The organism is Croceitalea marina, from assembly GCF_042684265.1.
Taxonomy (GTDB): domain Bacteria; phylum Bacteroidota; class Bacteroidia; order Flavobacteriales; family Flavobacteriaceae; genus Croceitalea; species Croceitalea marina.
Genome location: NZ_JBHULB010000080.1, coordinates 84,360 through 101,625, shown reverse-complemented (window position 1 = coordinate 101,625; position 17,266 = coordinate 84,360). Strand labels below are relative to the sequence as shown.

Here is a 17,266-nt window from a genome sequence, read left to right as displayed (position 1 = left end):
TTTTTTGATTGTTTATATAATATGATTAATTGATTCTTCTAATTTTTGTTTTACTGTAGTATCTATATCTGGCTTTTCTAATAACTCCTTCATTGACTCGATAGATGTTTTTTCCTGTAAGGCAACCATTAAATCTGCTAATGCAATTTGAACTAATGGAGAATCTTGTCGTTCTATAGATTTTACGAGTTCCATTCTAACCTCTGGTGTTTCCGCATATTTTGCCAAAGACTCTATAGCTACTAAGCGAACATTAATATTAGGATCACTGTTTAGGGTAGTAAATAAGGCTTTTATAACACGTTGGTTTGCAACATTCAATTTTGCAGCTTCATTTACAGCTTGGAGTCTTTTATTTGCAGATGGCTGCTCAAGTAAAGTAAGAACAAGTTGCTCTCTTACTTCTTCCGTTTCATCATTTGCAACAATATTAGTTACAGTCTGCGTACTATCAGAATTTAAAAAATATCCTATTGAAAGTCCTATTCCTAGTAGCAGCAACCCGTATGCAAACTGCGGCTTCATTAAAAATGAAAGACTATTGGCAAGTTGATTAAACCAACTTAAGTTTGATTTTTTTTGCTTTTCTGTTTCTGAATTCAACATATCAAAAAACTGAACATCCATAGCTTCAGATGGTTCAGGAGCATTTATAGCATTAGAGGTTTCCCATAGTAGCTTTAAATCTTCATATTCTTTCTGATATGATGGATTGGCACTAAGAAATTTTTCAAAGACAACTTTATCATCTAAACTTATCTCTCCCCTTAGATAATCAATCGCTATTATTTCAAATTCTTCTTTCATAACTTATCTAGTTTCCAACTGTTGAAATATTCCTTTTAATTCCTTTAAAGCTCTATGAGCCTTTACTTTTGCCGCACCCTCGCTACAACCTATAATTTCCCCTATTTGGCTGAATTTTATTTCTTTAAACTTGCTCAATAACAAAATTTCTCTCTTCTCTGGGTCCATTTTACTCATGGCGATTTTTAAATTAGAAATATCATCATTTTGTATCATAACCAACTCAGCATTCTCCCCATTATCCAATTTATACGCAACCGATTCTAGATTATAGCTATTATGCTGCTTTTTATTTTTTTTATAATGGTCGTAATTCACATTCCTAGCAGTTTTAAACATCCAAGCTACAAATGACCCATCTCCAGTATATGTGTGCTTATATTTGAGCATCCTCACAAACACATTTTGCACTAAATCTTCGCTTAAAGCCGCATCTGAATTCATATTATAAAAAAAGCCAAATAACCTTTTCTTATGACGTTCATATAACAAGCCCAACTTCTGAATATCTCCAGATTTCACTTCTAACATTAATGCGTTGTCGGTTAGCGTTTGCATTATAATTTTAAGGTTTTCAAAAGGGTAAACTGCTATTTTTTAAAAAGGTTACAGAAAATAGGGTTTTTTATTTTCAATTATCGAAAATTCAGCTTTAGAGCATCAAAAATTATTTTGATTATTTTTGTTCCGATTTCATAAAAACGATAGATGCAATACAAAAGAATTCTTTTAAAGTTAAGTGGCGAAGCCTTAATGGGAGACCAGCAATATGGCATTGACCCAAAAAGAATTGCAGAATATGCAGAAGACATCAAAGCTGTAATGGCAAAAGGGGTAGAGCTAGCTATCGTTATAGGGGGTGGAAATATTTTTAGAGGATTGGCCGGCGCAAGTCAAGGTATGGACCGTGTTCAAGGCGATCATATGGGCATGTTGGCAACCGTAATCAACAGTTTGGCTTTGCAAAGTGCTCTTGAAATTCAAGGGGTAGAGACAAGGGTACAAACTGCTATAAAAATCAATGAAGTTGCAGAACCCTTTATTCGCAGAAGAGCAATGCGACACCTTGAAAAAGGCCGCGTTGTAATTTTTGGTGGTGGAACTGGAAATCCTTATTTCACAACGGATTCTGCAGCAGTACTAAGAGCAATAGAAATTAAGGCCGACGTTATTCTAAAGGGCACACGTGTAGATGGAATTTACACTTCAGACCCAGAAAAAGATAAGAATGCCACTAAATTTGACAATCTATCCTTTCAAGAAGTACTTAGCAAGGGGCTAAAAGTTATGGATACCACAGCATTTACGCTAAGTCAAGAAAATGAACTACCAATAATTGTTTTCGATATGAATACCAGGGGTAATTTGATGAAAATTGTTTCAGGAGAAAGTATTGGAACACTTGTAAATGTGTAGTGCTGGCACAATAATTGGTTGATGAATTAAAAAGAATACGATTATGAACGAAGACGTAACATTTATAATTGACACTACTAAAGAGGGTATGGAAGCTGCCATGACCCATCTTGAAAAAGCTTTTATAAAAATTAGAGCCGGTAAGGCCAGCCCTGTAATGCTCTCAACTGTTATGGTTGAGTATTATGGCTCCCCTACTCCGTTAGGTCAAGTTTCAAATGTAAATACCCCAGATGCCAGAACCATTTCGGTACAGCCTTGGGAAAAGAGTCTACTTCAAGACATAGAGACGGCAATCATGAATGCCAATTTAGGATTCAACCCTATGAATAATGGTGAAATGATTATTATTAATGTTCCGCCTTTGACCGAAGAGAGAAGACGCGATTTGGTAAAGCAAGCCAAAAGTGAAGCTGAAGACGCTAAAGTCAGTGTTCGCAGTGCTCGCCAAGAAGCCAATAAAGAACTTAAAAAATTGGATATTTCTGAAGACCTCTTAGCCAATGCCGAGGTTGATGTACAAGCCTTGACAGACAACTATATCAAAAAAATAGATAGTGTATTTGAAGTTAAGGAAGCAGAGATAATGAAAGTATAATTTCTTCGTCTTTAGATCTCGAGCCTTTCCTTAGGTACGCAAGCAATGATTTTCTACCTTTGCCAACAATTAAATTGAAATGCTAAAAAAGCTTTTTCAAGGATTTTGGGCAGGTCTTGCACGAATCATCCTTCGCAATAGAATATTAATTTTACTGGGTATTGTAGCCGCCACAGTTTTTTTGGGGCTACAATGGAAAAATATGCGCTTCTCAAACACTGAAGCAAATATTTTACCTGACGACCATCCTGAAACTGTACAATACGAAGCTTTTGTCAAACTATTTGGTCAAGAGGACAATGCCATTGTTCTTGCTATCAAGGACAGCTTACTGTTTTTACCTGAAAATTTCAATCGCTGGAACAAGCTTAGCAAGCAATTTGAAGCTATCCCAGAAACTGATTTTGTTATATCCACAGAAAATTTAAAGGAATTGGTCAAAGACAACGAAAAACAAGAGTTTTTCCTAAAGCCATTTCTTGATTCGCCAGCAAAAACAAAAGAGGAAGTTGTTGCTTTAAAGGAACATCTCTTTAATAACTTGCCATTTTATGAAAACTTGCTTTTTAACAAGGAAAGTGGCTCTGTTAGAATGGTTGTCTACATGGACAAAGACATACTAAACGAACCTGTTAGAAACGAATTTATTCTAAACGATTTAGAAGGTCTTGTGGACGACTTTGAGAAAGAAACCGGATTAGACGTGCGGGTTTCGGGCATGCCTTACATAAGAACCTGGAATTCAAAAATCATAATAGATGAAATCGGAATTTTCATTCTAGGAGCCTTATTAGTTACATCTATTATATTTTTCTTCTTTTTTAGAAGCTTTAGAGCCACCTTTATTTCAATGTTCGTTGTAATTATAGGGGTAATGTGGGCCTTCGGCATACTCGGTTTATTTAAATATGAAATTACCATTCTTACGGCGCTCATTCCGCCTTTAATAATCGTAATTGGTATTCCCAACTGTATTTTCTTAATCAATAAATACCAGCAAGAAGTAAAAAAGCATGGCAATCAAGCGCTTTCGTTACAACGGGTAATTTCCAAAATTGGAAATGCTACTCTAATGACCAATGTCACTACGGCATCAGGATTTGCAACCTTTATCATATTAGATAGTGACCTGCTTAAGGAATTTGGAATTGTAGCTTCCATAAACATCCTTTGCATTTTTATGTTATCATTACTGATAATACCCATACTCTATAGCTTTATGCCTTTACCAAAGACAAAGCATTTAAAGCACTTGAACAAAAAATGGATTGATTTGTTTGTGAATTGGATGGAGCGCATAGTTAGAAACCATCGTATAGCGGTCTACATAACTTCCGTCATCGTTTTGGTGTTGAGTATTGTTGGTATATATCAAATCGAAATCACTGGCAGCAGAATCGAAGACCTGCCAAAAAATACAAAATTTGTGAACGATGTTCGCTTTTTTGAAGAGGAGTTCGATGGCATCATGCCGGTCGAAGTTGTAGTGGATACCAAACAAAAAAACGGTATTTTAAAACCTGCCACACTGCTTAGAATGGACCAATTGGCAACGGAAATTAGTGAGACCCCCGAACTCTCTAAATCTGTCTCGGTGGTTAATTTGGTTAAGTATTCCAAACAAGCATTCTACAATGGCATTCCGAAATACTATCAGCTTCCAACTTCTCAAGAGAATACCTTTATCATGGATGTGGCACGAAAATCTGCCGATAATGGAAACTTACTTGAAAGCTTTGTAGATAGTACTGGGCAAACAGCAAGAATGACCACTTTTATGCGCGACGTAAAAACAGAGCGCATGGAAGAAATCGAATCCGATTTAATTAAATCCATAGCCAAGATATTCCCTAAGGAACGCTACAATGTTTTTATTACCGGCAAAGCCCTTTTATTCTTAAAAGGGACAAAGTATTTGGTCAAAAATTTGTTGTTATCCCTAGCCCTGGCCATTGGTTTAATTTCATTATTTATGGCCTATCTGTTTCGTTCGTTTAGGATGATATTGATTTCACTGGTGCCGAATCTATTGCCCTTGGTTATTACAGCGGGCCTTATGGGTTATTTAGGAGTACCTATAAAACCCTCAACTATCTTGGTATTTAGTATTGCTTTTGGCATTTCGGTAGATGATACGATTCACTTTTTGGCAAAATACCGACAAGAGTTGATAGCCAATCGTTGGCAAATTAAAAAATCGGTTTATAATGCATTGCGCGAAACCGGGGTTAGTATGTTCTACACCTCGATTGTCTTATTTTTCGGTTTTTCGGTTTTTATCGTTTCTAGTTTTGGAGGAACCAAAGCTTTGGGAGGCTTAGTTTCGGCTACTTTACTCTTTGCAATGTTGTCTAACCTAATTCTACTTCCATCTCTTTTACTCTCTTTAGAGAAAAACATCGCCAACAAAAAAGTATTCAAAAAGCCTCAGATAAATATTTTACCAAAAGAAGACGAAAGTCCTAAAAGTAAATAGAAGCTTTCAACTTCACTTTCTTTAGGCAAAAACCTATCTTTGAACCCTAATTTATACGCTTAAGAATGAAACTCATTTCTGTCAAAGAATTGCTTGAAACACAACCTACTTCACAAGAAGTAGAAATTAACGGATGGGTAAAAACCTTTAGGAGTAATCGCTTTATTGCCCTAAACGATGGTTCTACCATAAATAACATCCAATGCGTAATCGATTTTGAAAATTTTGATGAAGAATTAATCAAAGGAATCTCAACTGGCGCTGCTATTAGAGTAAAAGGAGCGCTTGTAGAAAGTCAGGGTAAGGGACAAAATTTAGAAATTCAGGTATCATCATTATTTATTCATGGAAAAGCAGATGCAGATAGCTACCCGATACAACCTAAAAAGCATTCTCTCGAGTTTTTACGTGAAAAAGCACATTTAAGAGTTCGCACGAATACGTTTTCGGCTGTAATGCGGGTTCGTTCGGCACTATCTTATGCTGTACACACCTATTTTCAACAAAACGGATTCTATTACTTTCACGCTCCAATTGTAACCGGTTCAGATGCCGAAGGCGCAGGAGAAATGTTTAGGGTGACTACCTTAGATGCTAAAAACCCTCCCCTAAATGATGATGGCGCCGTAAACTACAAAGAGGATTTCTTCGGCAAAGAAACCAACCTAACTGTTTCAGGTCAATTAGAAGCAGAAGCTTACGCTATGGGGCTCGGTAAAGTATATACCTTCGGTCCGACTTTTAGAGCAGAAAATTCGAATACTTCACGTCATTTAGCTGAATTCTGGATGATAGAGCCAGAAATGGCTTTCTATGATTTGGATATGAATATGGACTTGGCCGAAGATTTTATAAAATGGGTCATCAACTATGTTTTAGAAAATTGCCAAGACGATTTACAGTTCTTGGAAAAACGGCTGTTAGATGAAGAAAAATCAAAACCTCAGGCAGAGCGAAGTGAGATGCCTTTGATTGAAAAATTAAGATTTGTAGTAGACAATAATTTTAAGCGTGTATCTTACACTGAGGCCATTGAAATATTGAGAAACTCAAAGCCGAATAAAAAGAAAAAATTCGACTATATTATTAATCAATGGGGTGCAGATTTGCAAAGTGAGCATGAACGTTTTTTAGTAGAAAAACACTTTAAATGTCCTGTTATTCTATTTGATTACCCTGCTAAAATTAAGGCTTTTTATATGCGTTTAAATGAAGATGAGAAGACAGTTCGGGCAATGGATGTTCTTTTTCCAGGAATTGGGGAAATTGTCGGTGGCTCGCAACGAGAAGAACGCCTTGAAGTACTACAACAAAAAATGGCAGACCTAGGTATTGAGGAAGAAGAACTCTGGTGGTATCTAGATTTACGTAAGTTTGGTACAGCAGAACATAGTGGCTTTGGTCTTGGTTTTGAGCGTCTAGTGCAATTCTCAACGGGAATGGGCAATATTAGAGATGTTATTCCTTTTCCAAGGACACCGCAGAACGCGTCTTTTTAAATTGAATTCTTTAACTTTATAAGTAAGGAAAATCACATATGCTCAAACAACATTTACAGTTTAAGCTTTCACAAAAATTATCGCCTCAACAAATTCAGTTGATGAAGCTGATTCAACTGCCTACACAGGCTTTTGAACAGCGATTAAAACAAGAATTGGAAGAGAATCCGGCGTTGGAAAGTGGTAAAGCTGAAAATGAAGACATAGAAGACCCTTATGACGATACCTTTGATGATACTACCGACAGTGAATCTATAAGCGCAGAAGACATCAACATAGACGATTATCTCAGTGATGATGAAGTACCTGATTACCGCACCCAGACGAGTAATTACAGTGCTGATGACGATGAAAAGAGTATTCCCTACGCTGCGGGCACATCATTCAATCAATATCTATTAAGCCAACTCAATACAGTTTATTTATCAGATGAAGAATGGGCAATAGCTGAATTTCTTGTGGGTAGTGTTGATGAAAGCGGGTATATAAGAAGGCCCTTAACGGATATTATGGATGACCTGGCCTTCACACAAAATATTTATACTGAAGAAGATAAGATAGAGAAGGTTTTAAAAATAGTTCAAGAGCTAGACCCGCCCGGGGTAGCGGCCAGAACTTTGGACGAATGCCTAATCATTCAATTAAAAAGGAAAGAACCGACTCCTTCAATCGAATTGGCCATTTCAATTCTTGAAAGGTCTTTTGAACAGTTTACCAAGAAACATTACAGCAAACTTCTTTTAAAATACGACATCAAAGAAGAGCAACTAAAAGATGCCATTGGCGAAATTGAAAAACTCAATCCAAAACCAGGAGGTTCTTATTCGGGCAATAATAGAATGGTAGAACATGTTGTACCTGACTTTTCTATCAAAATTGTAGATGGTGAATTAGAACTGACCTTAAATGGCCGTAATGCACCAGAGTTACATGTCTCAAGAGATTATAGCAATATGCTACAAGGCTATAAAGACGCCAAAGAGAAGTCTAAATCACAAAAAGATACTGTTGTCTTTATCAAGCAGAAGTTAGACGCTGCAAAATGGTTTATAGACGCAATTAAACAGCGACAGCAGACCTTATTTGTTACCATGAATACTATTATGGAATATCAGAAAGAGTATTTTTTAACTGGTGATGAACGCAAACTAAGGCCCATGATACTAAAAGATATCGCCGATAAAATCCATATGGATGTATCTACGGTATCACGTGTGGCCAATAGCAAATATGTTGACACTCCTTACGGAACAAAATTGATCAAAGAATTTTTCTCTGAATCAATGAAAAATGAGCAGGGAGAAGATGTTTCTACAAGAGAAATAAAAAAGATTTTAGAAACGGTTATTGGCGAGGAAGAAAAAAAGAAACCATTGACCGATGATAAATTGGCAAAAATTCTCAAAGAAAAAGGCTATCCAATTGCAAGGCGAACGGTCGCCAAGTACCGCGAGCAACTAGGCATACCTGTGGCTAGGCTTAGAAAACAAATCTAATGACACGTTTTCTAAAAGTTATCTCTTACATTTTTCATCCTCTTTTCATACCTATCGGCGGAACCCTTGCCTATTTTGCTATTGCTCCATATAGTTCTTTAGCGCAACAAAGCGGAAATATTTTACCAATTTTCATCTTAACCGTAATTATTCCGATAATCTTTTTTCTGATTCTTAAGAATTTAAAGCTCGTAACCTCAGTTTTTGCGCCTACAATTCAAGAAAGAAAATATCCATTACTCATTAGCATTGCTCTATATCTGATGATCTTATATAAAGTAATACCCCAGAATTACATTAGCGAGCTTTATTTTTTCTTTGTAGGATTGCTCACCGCTTCTGTTTCGTTGTTCGTATTACTACTTTTAAAGTTTAAAACAAGCATTCATCTTCTTGGCATGGGAAGTTTGCTTTTATTTTTGGTTGGGTTAAGTATTCATTTCGAAGTTAATATTACTATAGCTATAGGAATGGCTACACTCTTAAGTGGTCTAGTAGCAACATCTAGGCTCTATTTAAAAGCACACACTATACCCGAATTGGTCATAGGCTTTATTGTTGGGGCGTGCTCTCAATTGTTTCTATTTAAATTTTGGCTATAGAATATAGAAGATAACCCCAACCCTTAAAGGCTGTATTTCTATAGCTTCATTATTTAAAGTAGCGTTATTTTCAAGTAATCGATTTAAACTATAATACAAGTGAACATTCCAGGTGTTATACCCAAAATTGAGTGTTAACCCATATTGCCATTGTGAAATATCATTATTTTGAAAGCTAATATTGCTGTTTTTGTTTTCAGAAATAAACTTTGATTTTCGTGAAAAGAGATAAGCTGCTTTTACTCCTCCGTAAATTCTCCAAAACTTGTAATCGGTAGCATTAGAAGTTCTCCATCGTAGTTCAAAAGGAAACTCAACTGCGTGTGTTTCAAACTTAGTACGATTCAAACTATCTGCAGCAATTGGGAGTCTATAATTAATATCAGAACCTAAATCTTCTGCTATAATATTACTGTAATAAGAATTAGTCCCATAACCTACACCTAACCCAAAACCAAAATTTCGCTTTGTATTTATGGGGATATCTTTAATAAAACCCAACTGAAGTCCGTACGATAAGTTTCTCTGTATGACCCCTTCTGGTTTGTTTAGTAAAACATTATAAGCTAAACCAGCATAGAACTGATCTTCTAGATATCTAGAAGCTACTATAGGTTCAACTTCGGTGCTATTTTGACTTTGCACCTTTAAAAATGATAAGAAACAACTAATTATGATTATTACTGCTCTAATTATTCGCATACAGCAAAATAAAACAAAAAACGCTCCAGATGATAAATCTGGAGCGTTTTTAAACTAAATTTTAGCCGAGTACCTACTGCTGTAGGTTATTAAAGGCATCACCTTCGAAAGTGGTATAGTTTATCTTAAGAGCTTTTACTTTTCTAAGTTCTTCCTTTATATCATTTACAATTCCCATACTAACTTTTTTATCCACCTTCAATGATACTATTGCGACTTTTTGTAATTGCTCTGGCATCTTCGCTAATTCAGATAACACGTATGAGCCCACTTCATCAACAGTAGCAAATTTTCCATTCAATTGTATTTTAGCTTCGGTTCCTGCCATTCCGGCGTATTGTTTGTTTGGCTTACCTACTATAATTTCTATAACCCTATCGACCTTTTCAAGTTTCTCGATTTCAGTGGCATTGGGCAGCGTATTATCTACAAATAAATTTGTGTTTTTCATGGTTGTGACCGTCATAAAAAGAACAGTAATATAAATACGATATCTGGCAATGACGCTGTCGAAACTTTAGGTTGATTAGCGATGTTTTTTCTATTCATACGTATCATACAGGTGGTTTTTTAATTATTAGTAATCTGTGCTTCTGATATTTTCTTCGGAAATAAAAGCCTTACGGACTCTATTTTATTTTTCATTTCTGCCTTTTCAATGAGTGAAATATTAGCCGCTTCATACTTTTGCATTAGCTCAGCATAAGATACCTTATACATTCTCAAAGCTTCCCTATCTCTTAGTTCATTATATGCTGCAACCAATTCGTTTTGTACAGCTACATAAACTCCATAATTCGTGCCGCGGGTATTTGATAAAGATATTACCGCTTTTTGGGGGTTATCAGATGACCTTGAATCTTGTTTTCCTTTACAATAGCTACAATGTCCATCACCTAATTTAATACCTCCATTATCCAAAAAGGCAATCGTTTTGGCCCTTAAATCTTTTATATCGGACAATGCCCCTTCTACTAATAGTTTATTATTAGAATTTAAGCTAACCCTAAATAAGTTCTTCTCTTTTACTTTTGAATCCTTTAAGTCATCAGGTAATATTCGATTAAGACCGGCGTCATTTTCGATTGTAGTAGTAACTAAAAAAAGATGAGCAATAAAAATGCAATGTCGGCCATGGAACCGGCATTTACTTCTGGCTGAATTCTATTTCTTGCCATAAGGAAAAGTTTATAGTTAATATTGAACTACAATTACCAAACCTTAAGTGAAGAATAAAAACTTAAATGAGTGAATGCGGCTTTTGAATGAGTAAAAGAAAATACAGAAGTTTATAGCAACAAAAAACGCTCTAGATTTATCATCTAGAGCGTTTTAAAACTAAATTTTAGTCTAATACCTACTCCTACTGCAGGTTATTAAAAGCATCGCCTTCGAAAGTAGTATAATTTACTTTAAGGGCATTTACTTTTCTTAATTCTTGCTTAATGTCTGATATCAAGCCCATATTGGCCTCTTTATCAACTTTTAAAGCAGTTGTCAATACATTTTGTAATTCTTGTGGCTTTTTGGCACGCTCGGCCAAAATATAAGAACCTACTTCATCAACACTAGCGAACTTATCATTCAATTGAATTCTAGTTTCTGTACCATATACACTTGCGTATTCTCTAGTTGGCTTACCTGCGAAAATATAAATCACACGGTCTTTCTTTTCCAACTTCTTAATTTCAGTTGCATTTGGTAAGGTATTCTCTACCATTATTGAGCTATCCTTCATAACTGTAACCGTCATAAAGAAAAACAATAACATAAAAACAATATCAGGAAGTGATGCCGTTGAAACCGCAGGTAATTCTCCGTCCTTCTTTTTTGCAAATTTTGCCATCTATTCTTTTTTATTGGTTCTTAGAAGTTTCAGCTTCCGATAGTTTTTGTGGAAACAACTCTTGAATTCTTTTTACTTTATCCTTGAGTTCATCTCTAACACTGCTCGGGGTTTCCGGATTCAAATATTCGGCTTCCATTTTAACAAAGTCAGTACCATACAAACGTTGTGCCTCCCGGTTACGTAAATCGTTGTAGGCCCCGACCAATTCATTCTGAACTGTGATGTATGTGCTATACTTTGTTTCTCTATCGTTCTTAAGGGATATAATCGCCTTATCAGGATTATCTGAAGAACTAGCATCTCTTTTACCCTTGCAATAGTTGCAATATTCTGGGCTTCCAGAAGGCGCTCCTCCGTTATCTAAAAAAGCAATTGCAGCTTCCCTTAGATTCTTAATATCCATTATCTCTTCTTCCACCAGTAGTTGTCCGTTTCTATTGATGTTAACCGTAAAAATATTTTTTTGCTTAATTACAACATCAATATCTTCTGGTGGCTCCATTGGAGGAAGCATTCTATCTAGCCCTGCATCTGTTTCTATGGTTGTAGTAACCAAGAAAAAGATAAGTAGCAAGAAAGCAATGTCCGCCATAGAACCAGCATTAACCTCTGGTGCTCCTTTTCTTCTAGGCATAACTTATATTTTTACTTAACGAATATTTTTTTAACTCCTGACCAGACCATTAGTGCCACGGCCACTACCGTAAGAATAAAGAAGACATTTAATCCCATTCCTATATTCTTTACCGTACTTTCGGTTGCACCTTTGTCAGCCATTGCGTCAGCAATCGATTTAGCCTCATCTCCTGAAGATAATCCATAAGAAATAGCTACAATTACCGCTAATCCACCTAAAGCGAAAAGCGCTTTTTTGAGTCCGCCCGGCGTAGTCATCATTTTCTTTAGACCAAAAAACAATGCCAATGCGGCGGCAGCTATTAGAAGAACCCATGTCAAAACAAACATTAGGTCAATCGCTCCGCTGTTAATAGCTTCGGGATCATCGCCTGACGGCATGAAGAAGAAGCTTAGGACAGCCCCTATAACTCCGATAACTATTAATACAATCTTTAATATTTTTTGCATGATTCGATAGTTTTAAATGTTATCAATTATTTTTTATGGGCAGCCAACATATCAATCAAAGAGATTGATGAGTCTTCCATATCATTTACGATACCATCGATTTTAGCAATAATGTAGTTGTAAAAAATTTGAAGGATAATTGCAGTAATCAGACCAAATACAGTAGTCAATAAGGCTACCTGAATATCACCTGCAATCAGTGATGCACTTAAGTTACCTACAGCAGCAATCTTCTGGAAAGCCTGGATCATACCAATTACCGTACCCATGAAACCAAGCATGGGTGCAATAGCGATAAATAAGGATAACCAAGATACGTTCTTTTCTAATTGACCCATTTGAACCCCACCGTAAGCTACAACAGCTTTTTCGGCAGACTCTAGTCCTTCACCAACCCTATCCAATCCTTGGTAAAAGATAGAAGCAACAGGACCCTTTGTATTTCTACAAACTTCTTTAGCAGCTTCAACACCACCTGATGCCAATGCATCTTCAACTTGTTGTTTTAATTTAGAAGAATTGGTACTTGCCATATTAAGGTATATAATACGCTCAATTGCAACTGCCAAACCTAAAATTAAACATAATAATACGATACCCATAAAAGCTGGTCCACCTTGTATGAACTGTTCTTTCAATACTTGAGTAAAACCTTTGCTTGCTTCAGCAGCAGCTTCTTCTTGAGCCATGGCTGTTGTTGTACCTAAAATAAACATTCCGGCAATAGCCAGAGAAGAGGATATTTTTTTCATCGTGTTCAAACTTAAATTTAGTTAGTTAATAATGTTAAAGATATAAAAATTTAATAATTAAAAAATTAATTGTTCAGCAGAGAGGAAGGGATTCGAACCCTCGATACACTTTTGGTGTATACACACTTTCCAGGCGTGCGCCTTCGACCACTCGGCCACCTCTCTATGATTCATCCGTTATTAAAACTACTTTTTAACGGTCGGATGTAATTCATCATTTTCAATTTATCCAACATCTTAAACCGTCACGGCTCATTTCATAGTTAGGTCGCCCAATAAACAAAAAAATAATTAGTTAAAGAAATTTGAGGAGTTAATTTTACTGCATTTCCCCTCGTAAAGAAGTCTCAAAAATAGTCTTGAACAACTTATCGGAAACACCACTGCCCAAAAGATACATCGCTTTCGTAATTGCCGCCTCAAATGTAATGTCCTTACCATTAACGAGTTGAATCTTTTTTAGCATTTCACTTGTTTCATAATGACCCATTACAACACTACCCCCTGCACATTGTGTTATGTTGATTACATGCAAACCGCTGCTTATTGCTTTTTTCAACTTAGCAATAAACCATTCGTCGGTTGGCGCATTACCTGCACCATAGGTTTCTATCACTAAGACCTTTAGGTTTTCGCTTGAAAGAACTGCATCTAAAATTGGTTCACTAATTCCTGGAAATAGCTTTAGTGCCCCAACCTGATTGCTCATTGTTTTGTGCACCTTCAATTTTTTCCTGTTTCCTTTTAGGTCTAGCAAAAAAGTAGAATTCACCTTTAAGTTGACTCCAGATTCTGCGAGTTCTGGATAATTGGGAGAGCTAAAAGCCTCAAAATGTTCTGCGTTAATTTTCGTGGTTCGATTTCCCCTATAAAGTTTGTACTCAAAATATAACCCTACTTCTCGTATTACCGGTCTATTTCTTTCTTGTAAAGAGGCAATTTGTATTGACGTAATTAAATTTTCTTTGGCGTCTGTTCTTAAATCTCCAATGGGCAATTGTGATCCCGTGAAAATTACCGGTTTGGTCAAGTTCTCTAACATAAAGCTTAAAGCGGAAGCGGAGTAACTCATCGTATCACTTCCGTGCAATACCACAAAACCATCATGACTATCATAATTTTCTTCTATTATAGAAGCAATAGCTACCCAGTACTTAAGATTCATATTTGAAGAATCAATTGGGGTTTTAAATGAGACGCTACTTATGTTGCAGTCTAATTGGGCCAGTTCTGGTATATGCTTTAGTAGCTTGTCAAAATCAAAAGCTTTTAAAGAACCGGTCTTGTAGTCTTTGACCATACCAATGGTACCACCTGTATAAATCAATAATATGTTTACCTTTTTCTGCATTACTATTTTTAAACTCCAAACACTTCCTTAGAATTGGCAGTGGTTCTATTGGCAATCTCCGTCTTGCTCAGATTGTAAATTAAAACCAATTTTTGCAATACCTCTATAAGGTAGGCACTTTCATTTCGTTTCCCTCTATATGGAACCGGCGCCAGATAAGGTGAATCAGTCTCAAGAACAATATGTTTTAAATCGATTTGATTTAAAAATTGGTCGATCTTTCCATTTTTAAAAGTAGCTACTCCACCGATACCCAACTTCATGCCATAAGAAATTGCTTTGTGGGCCTGTTCTAATGTACCCGTAAAGCAATGGAAAATTCCAAATAAGTCAGCTCCCTGCTCTTGTTCCAAGACTTCAAAAATCTCGTCAAAAGCATCGCGACAGTGAATCACGATAGGAAGTTTATACTTTTTTGCCAACTGTATTTGATAAGCAAAAGCTTCTTGTTGTTGCGTTAAAAACGTTTTATCCCAATACAAATCAATACCTATTTCGCCAACTGCATAGAATTGCCTTTCTGATAACTGCTCCTCCACATGCCTTAACTCTTCTTTATAGTTTTCTTTTACATGTGTAGGATGCAAACCCATCATTAAAAACACATTCTCTGGATAAGCTTTTTCCAAATCATACATCGCTTGGGTATATGATGAATCTATCGCCGGAATAAAAAAACGATTTACCCCTATATCGATTGCCCTCGCTATAGCCTCATGTCTATCTTCATCAAAAGCCTCGCTATATAAATGGGTGTGGGTGTCCGTTAAAATCATATCGCAAAAATAGGTTTATCTTTATGAAAGCCCATGGCAGTATTTAATTTAAAATCGTAGATCCCTACCATATAGAATTGAGAAAATAAAAAAGATTGGGTAAAATTTTCAAGAACAGAATTGCTTAGATGAAATCACTTAAAAAATATTTAGAAACAAAAAAATACACACGCATACCTTTAGTACTAACTGCTACTAATCATTTTGAAGTTTCTGCGAAAATCAATGGCGTTTCCGGTCGTTTTATTTTGGATACCGGTGCATCCAATACTTGTATAGGAATGGACAAAATTGAATTCTTCCATTTAATATCAGAGGCTACAGAAGTTAAGGCCGCCGGAGCCGGAGCCACCGAAATGGAAACATTAGTTTCTAATAAAAACAAAGTACAGCTTGGCAATTGGAAAAAGAAAAAACAGAAAATCGTACTTTTTGATCTTGTGCATGTTAACGAAGCTCTAACTGCTCATAAAGCCTTACCTGTAGATGGTATTATAGGGGCAGATATTCTTAAAAAAGGAAAAGCGATTATTGATTATGACAAGAAGTGTTTGTATTTAAAGATGAAATAAAAAGGGTTTCATTATAAAACGAAACCCTTTTTTAGTACTAATTTCTTAGCCTTTATAACTCCAAAGCCTTTTCAACATTTCCATTCATCAACAATTCTTTCGGACTTTCCAAAGCTTCTTTTACCGCTACCAAAAACCCAACTGACTCTTTACCATCAATAATTCTATGATCATAAGAAAGGGCAACATACATGATTGGGGCGATTGCAATGGCGCCATCTTTAGCGATTGGACGCTCCACAATATTGTGCATTCCTAAAATTGCACTTTGCGGTGGGTTAATAATTGGCGTTGACAACATAGAACCAAAAACACCACCGTTAGTAATTGTGAATGTACCTCCGGTCATTTCATCAACCGTAATCTCACCTTCCCTAGCACGAATGGCCAGTCTTTTCACCTCAGCCTCAATGCCCCTAAATGTTAAGTTCTCTGCATTTCTAATCACAGGAACCATTAAACCTTTAGGTCCGGATACGGCAATACTGATATCACAAAAATCATAGGAAATCATTTCTTTACCGTCGATCATAGAATTCACAGCTGGATACATTTCTAATGCTCGAACTACAGCCTTGGTAAAGAATGACATAAAGCCTAAGCTGACCCCATGCTTACTTTTAAAGGTTTCTTTATATTGTTTACGCAGTTCAAAAATCGGCGACATATCAACCTCATTAAAGGTCGTCAACATTGCTGTCTCATTTTTTGCAGACACCAAACGTTCGGCTACTTTTCTGCGTAGCATAGACAGCTTTGAACGAGACTCTCCTCTATTACCACCTGTTGGCGTGCCCATTGAAGGAACAGCTTTTACCGCATCTTCTTTGGTAATTCGACCGTCACGCCCTGAACCAGAAACCGATGAAGCGGACACCCCCTTTTCATCCAATATTTTCTTGGCAGCCGGAGAAGGTGTGCCTGAAGCATAGGTCTCTTTTTTTGCTTCTACAGCTTTCGGGGCCTCTTTCTTAGGTTCTTCTTTCTTTGGCTCAGCTTTAGTTTCGGTTTTTGCATCACCTGCAGGCTTTTCGGCACTTGTATCAATTAAACAAACTACTTCACCAACGGCTACGGCGTCACCCTCTTCTGCTTTAAGTGTTATGGTACCACTTTCTTCCGCAGGTAGCTCTAACGTTGCTTTATCTGAATCTACCTCAGCGATAGCTTGGTCTTTCTCTACATAATCTCCATCTTGTACTAGCCACTCTGCAATCTCTACTTCGGTTATAGACTCTCCCGGTGAGGGAACTTTCATTTCTAAAATCATCTTACTTTCCTTTA

The 17,266-nt window shown here is 36.4% G+C and carries 18 protein-coding genes, 1 tRNA gene and 1 pseudogene; 7 read left to right on the top strand and 13 right to left on the bottom strand.

All coding sequences use genetic code 11. The features are described 5' to 3' along the window. Positions 1-12: 12 nt before the first annotated feature. Both ACFSQJ_RS16905 and ACFSQJ_RS16900 read right to left on the bottom strand, forming a co-directional pair. Entirely contained in the window at positions 13-807 is a 795-nt protein-coding gene (locus ACFSQJ_RS16905; protein ID WP_377768104.1) for a HEAT repeat domain-containing protein, read from the bottom strand. Positions 808-810: 3 nt separating this feature from the next. Further along, positions 811-1,365, bottom strand: a complete 555-nt coding sequence (locus ACFSQJ_RS16900; RefSeq protein ID WP_377768103.1) for an RNA polymerase sigma factor — start codon at positions 1,363-1,365, stop codon at positions 811-813. 150 nt (positions 1,366-1,515) lie between these two features. Here ACFSQJ_RS16900 and pyrH point away from each other — a divergent pair, with 150 nt between their 5' ends. From pyrH to ACFSQJ_RS16870, 6 genes are all read left to right on the top strand, one after another. Next, on the top strand, positions 1,516-2,223 hold the full coding sequence (pyrH, locus tag ACFSQJ_RS16895; RefSeq protein ID WP_377768102.1) for a UMP kinase: 708 nt from the start codon (positions 1,516-1,518) through the stop codon (positions 2,221-2,223). A 43-nt stretch (positions 2,224-2,266) separates the two neighbouring features. Then, entirely contained in the window at positions 2,267-2,821 is a 555-nt protein-coding gene (gene frr, locus ACFSQJ_RS16890; RefSeq protein WP_377768101.1) for a ribosome recycling factor, read from the top strand. A gap of 79 nt (positions 2,822-2,900) precedes the next feature. Further along, the gene (locus ACFSQJ_RS16885) at positions 2,901-5,297 is read left to right on the top strand and encodes an efflux RND transporter permease subunit (RefSeq protein ID WP_377768100.1); all 2,397 of its coding nucleotides are present in this window, start codon (positions 2,901-2,903) and stop codon (positions 5,295-5,297) included. A gap of 65 nt (positions 5,298-5,362) precedes the next feature. Beyond that, positions 5,363-6,796 carry an asparagine--tRNA ligase gene (asnS, locus tag ACFSQJ_RS16880; protein ID WP_377768099.1) on the top strand — a complete coding sequence of 478 codons (1,434 nt, stop codon included), beginning with the start codon at positions 5,363-5,365 and terminating at the stop codon, positions 6,794-6,796. A 38-nt stretch (positions 6,797-6,834) separates the two neighbouring features. Next, positions 6,835-8,292, top strand: coding sequence for an RNA polymerase factor sigma-54 (rpoN, locus tag ACFSQJ_RS16875; protein WP_377768098.1), 1,458 nt, complete (start codon positions 6,835-6,837; stop codon positions 8,290-8,292). Further along, complete coding sequence (locus ACFSQJ_RS16870) at positions 8,292-8,894, top strand: hypothetical protein (RefSeq protein ID WP_377768097.1); 603 nt, start codon at positions 8,292-8,294, stop codon at positions 8,892-8,894. Before rpoN ends, ACFSQJ_RS16870 begins: the two co-directional genes overlap by 1 nt. Here the strand turns inward: ACFSQJ_RS16870 and ACFSQJ_RS16865 are convergent. From ACFSQJ_RS16865 to ACFSQJ_RS16820, 10 genes and pseudogenes are all read right to left on the bottom strand, one after another. After that, on the bottom strand, positions 8,889-9,596 hold the full coding sequence (locus ACFSQJ_RS16865) for a porin family protein (RefSeq protein WP_377768096.1): 708 nt from the start codon (positions 9,594-9,596) through the stop codon (positions 8,889-8,891). The two genes, ACFSQJ_RS16870 and ACFSQJ_RS16865, sit on opposite strands and share 6 nt — an antisense overlap. A gap of 73 nt (positions 9,597-9,669) precedes the next feature. After that, entirely contained in the window at positions 9,670-10,047 is a 378-nt protein-coding gene (locus tag ACFSQJ_RS16860; RefSeq protein WP_377768095.1) for an ExbD/TolR family protein, read from the bottom strand. 119 nt (positions 10,048-10,166) lie between these two features. Then, positions 10,167-10,774, bottom strand: a pseudogene (locus tag ACFSQJ_RS16855) (ExbD/TolR family protein). A 185-nt stretch (positions 10,775-10,959) separates the two neighbouring features. Then, positions 10,960-11,442 carry an ExbD/TolR family protein gene (locus tag ACFSQJ_RS16850; RefSeq protein ID WP_377768094.1) on the bottom strand — a complete coding sequence of 161 codons (483 nt, stop codon included), beginning with the start codon at positions 11,440-11,442 and terminating at the stop codon, positions 10,960-10,962. A gap of 10 nt (positions 11,443-11,452) precedes the next feature. Then, the gene (locus ACFSQJ_RS16845) at positions 11,453-12,079 is read right to left on the bottom strand and encodes an ExbD/TolR family protein (protein ID WP_377768093.1); all 627 of its coding nucleotides are present in this window, start codon (positions 12,077-12,079) and stop codon (positions 11,453-11,455) included. Positions 12,080-12,090: 11 nt separating this feature from the next. After that, entirely contained in the window at positions 12,091-12,531 is a 441-nt protein-coding gene (locus ACFSQJ_RS16840) for a hypothetical protein (RefSeq protein WP_377768092.1), read from the bottom strand. Positions 12,532-12,557: 26 nt separating this feature from the next. Continuing rightward, entirely contained in the window at positions 12,558-13,283 is a 726-nt protein-coding gene (locus tag ACFSQJ_RS16835; protein ID WP_377768091.1) for a MotA/TolQ/ExbB proton channel family protein, read from the bottom strand. Positions 13,284-13,360: 77 nt separating this feature from the next. Next, positions 13,361-13,448: transfer RNA gene (locus ACFSQJ_RS16830), tRNA-Ser, on the bottom strand. Positions 13,449-13,602: 154 nt separating this feature from the next. Further along, positions 13,603-14,634 (bottom strand): asparaginase, encoded by a 1,032-nt coding sequence (locus ACFSQJ_RS16825; RefSeq protein WP_377768090.1) that lies wholly within the window; start codon positions 14,632-14,634, stop codon positions 13,603-13,605. Between the two features lie 8 nt (positions 14,635-14,642). Beyond that, positions 14,643-15,410 carry a TatD family hydrolase gene (locus tag ACFSQJ_RS16820; protein ID WP_377768089.1) on the bottom strand — a complete coding sequence of 256 codons (768 nt, stop codon included), beginning with the start codon at positions 15,408-15,410 and terminating at the stop codon, positions 14,643-14,645. A gap of 128 nt (positions 15,411-15,538) precedes the next feature. On the opposite strand from ACFSQJ_RS16820, the gene ACFSQJ_RS16815 reads away from it, so the two are divergent. Beyond that, on the top strand, positions 15,539-15,982 hold the full coding sequence (locus tag ACFSQJ_RS16815; RefSeq protein ID WP_377768088.1) for a retropepsin-like aspartic protease: 444 nt from the start codon (positions 15,539-15,541) through the stop codon (positions 15,980-15,982). A gap of 52 nt (positions 15,983-16,034) precedes the next feature. Here ACFSQJ_RS16815 and odhB read toward each other — a convergent pair whose 3' ends face one another. Beyond that, positions 16,035-17,252 carry a 2-oxoglutarate dehydrogenase complex dihydrolipoyllysine-residue succinyltransferase gene (gene odhB, locus ACFSQJ_RS16810; RefSeq protein WP_377768087.1) on the bottom strand — a complete coding sequence of 406 codons (1,218 nt, stop codon included), beginning with the start codon at positions 17,250-17,252 and terminating at the stop codon, positions 16,035-16,037. Between the last annotated feature and the right edge of the window lie 14 nt (positions 17,253-17,266).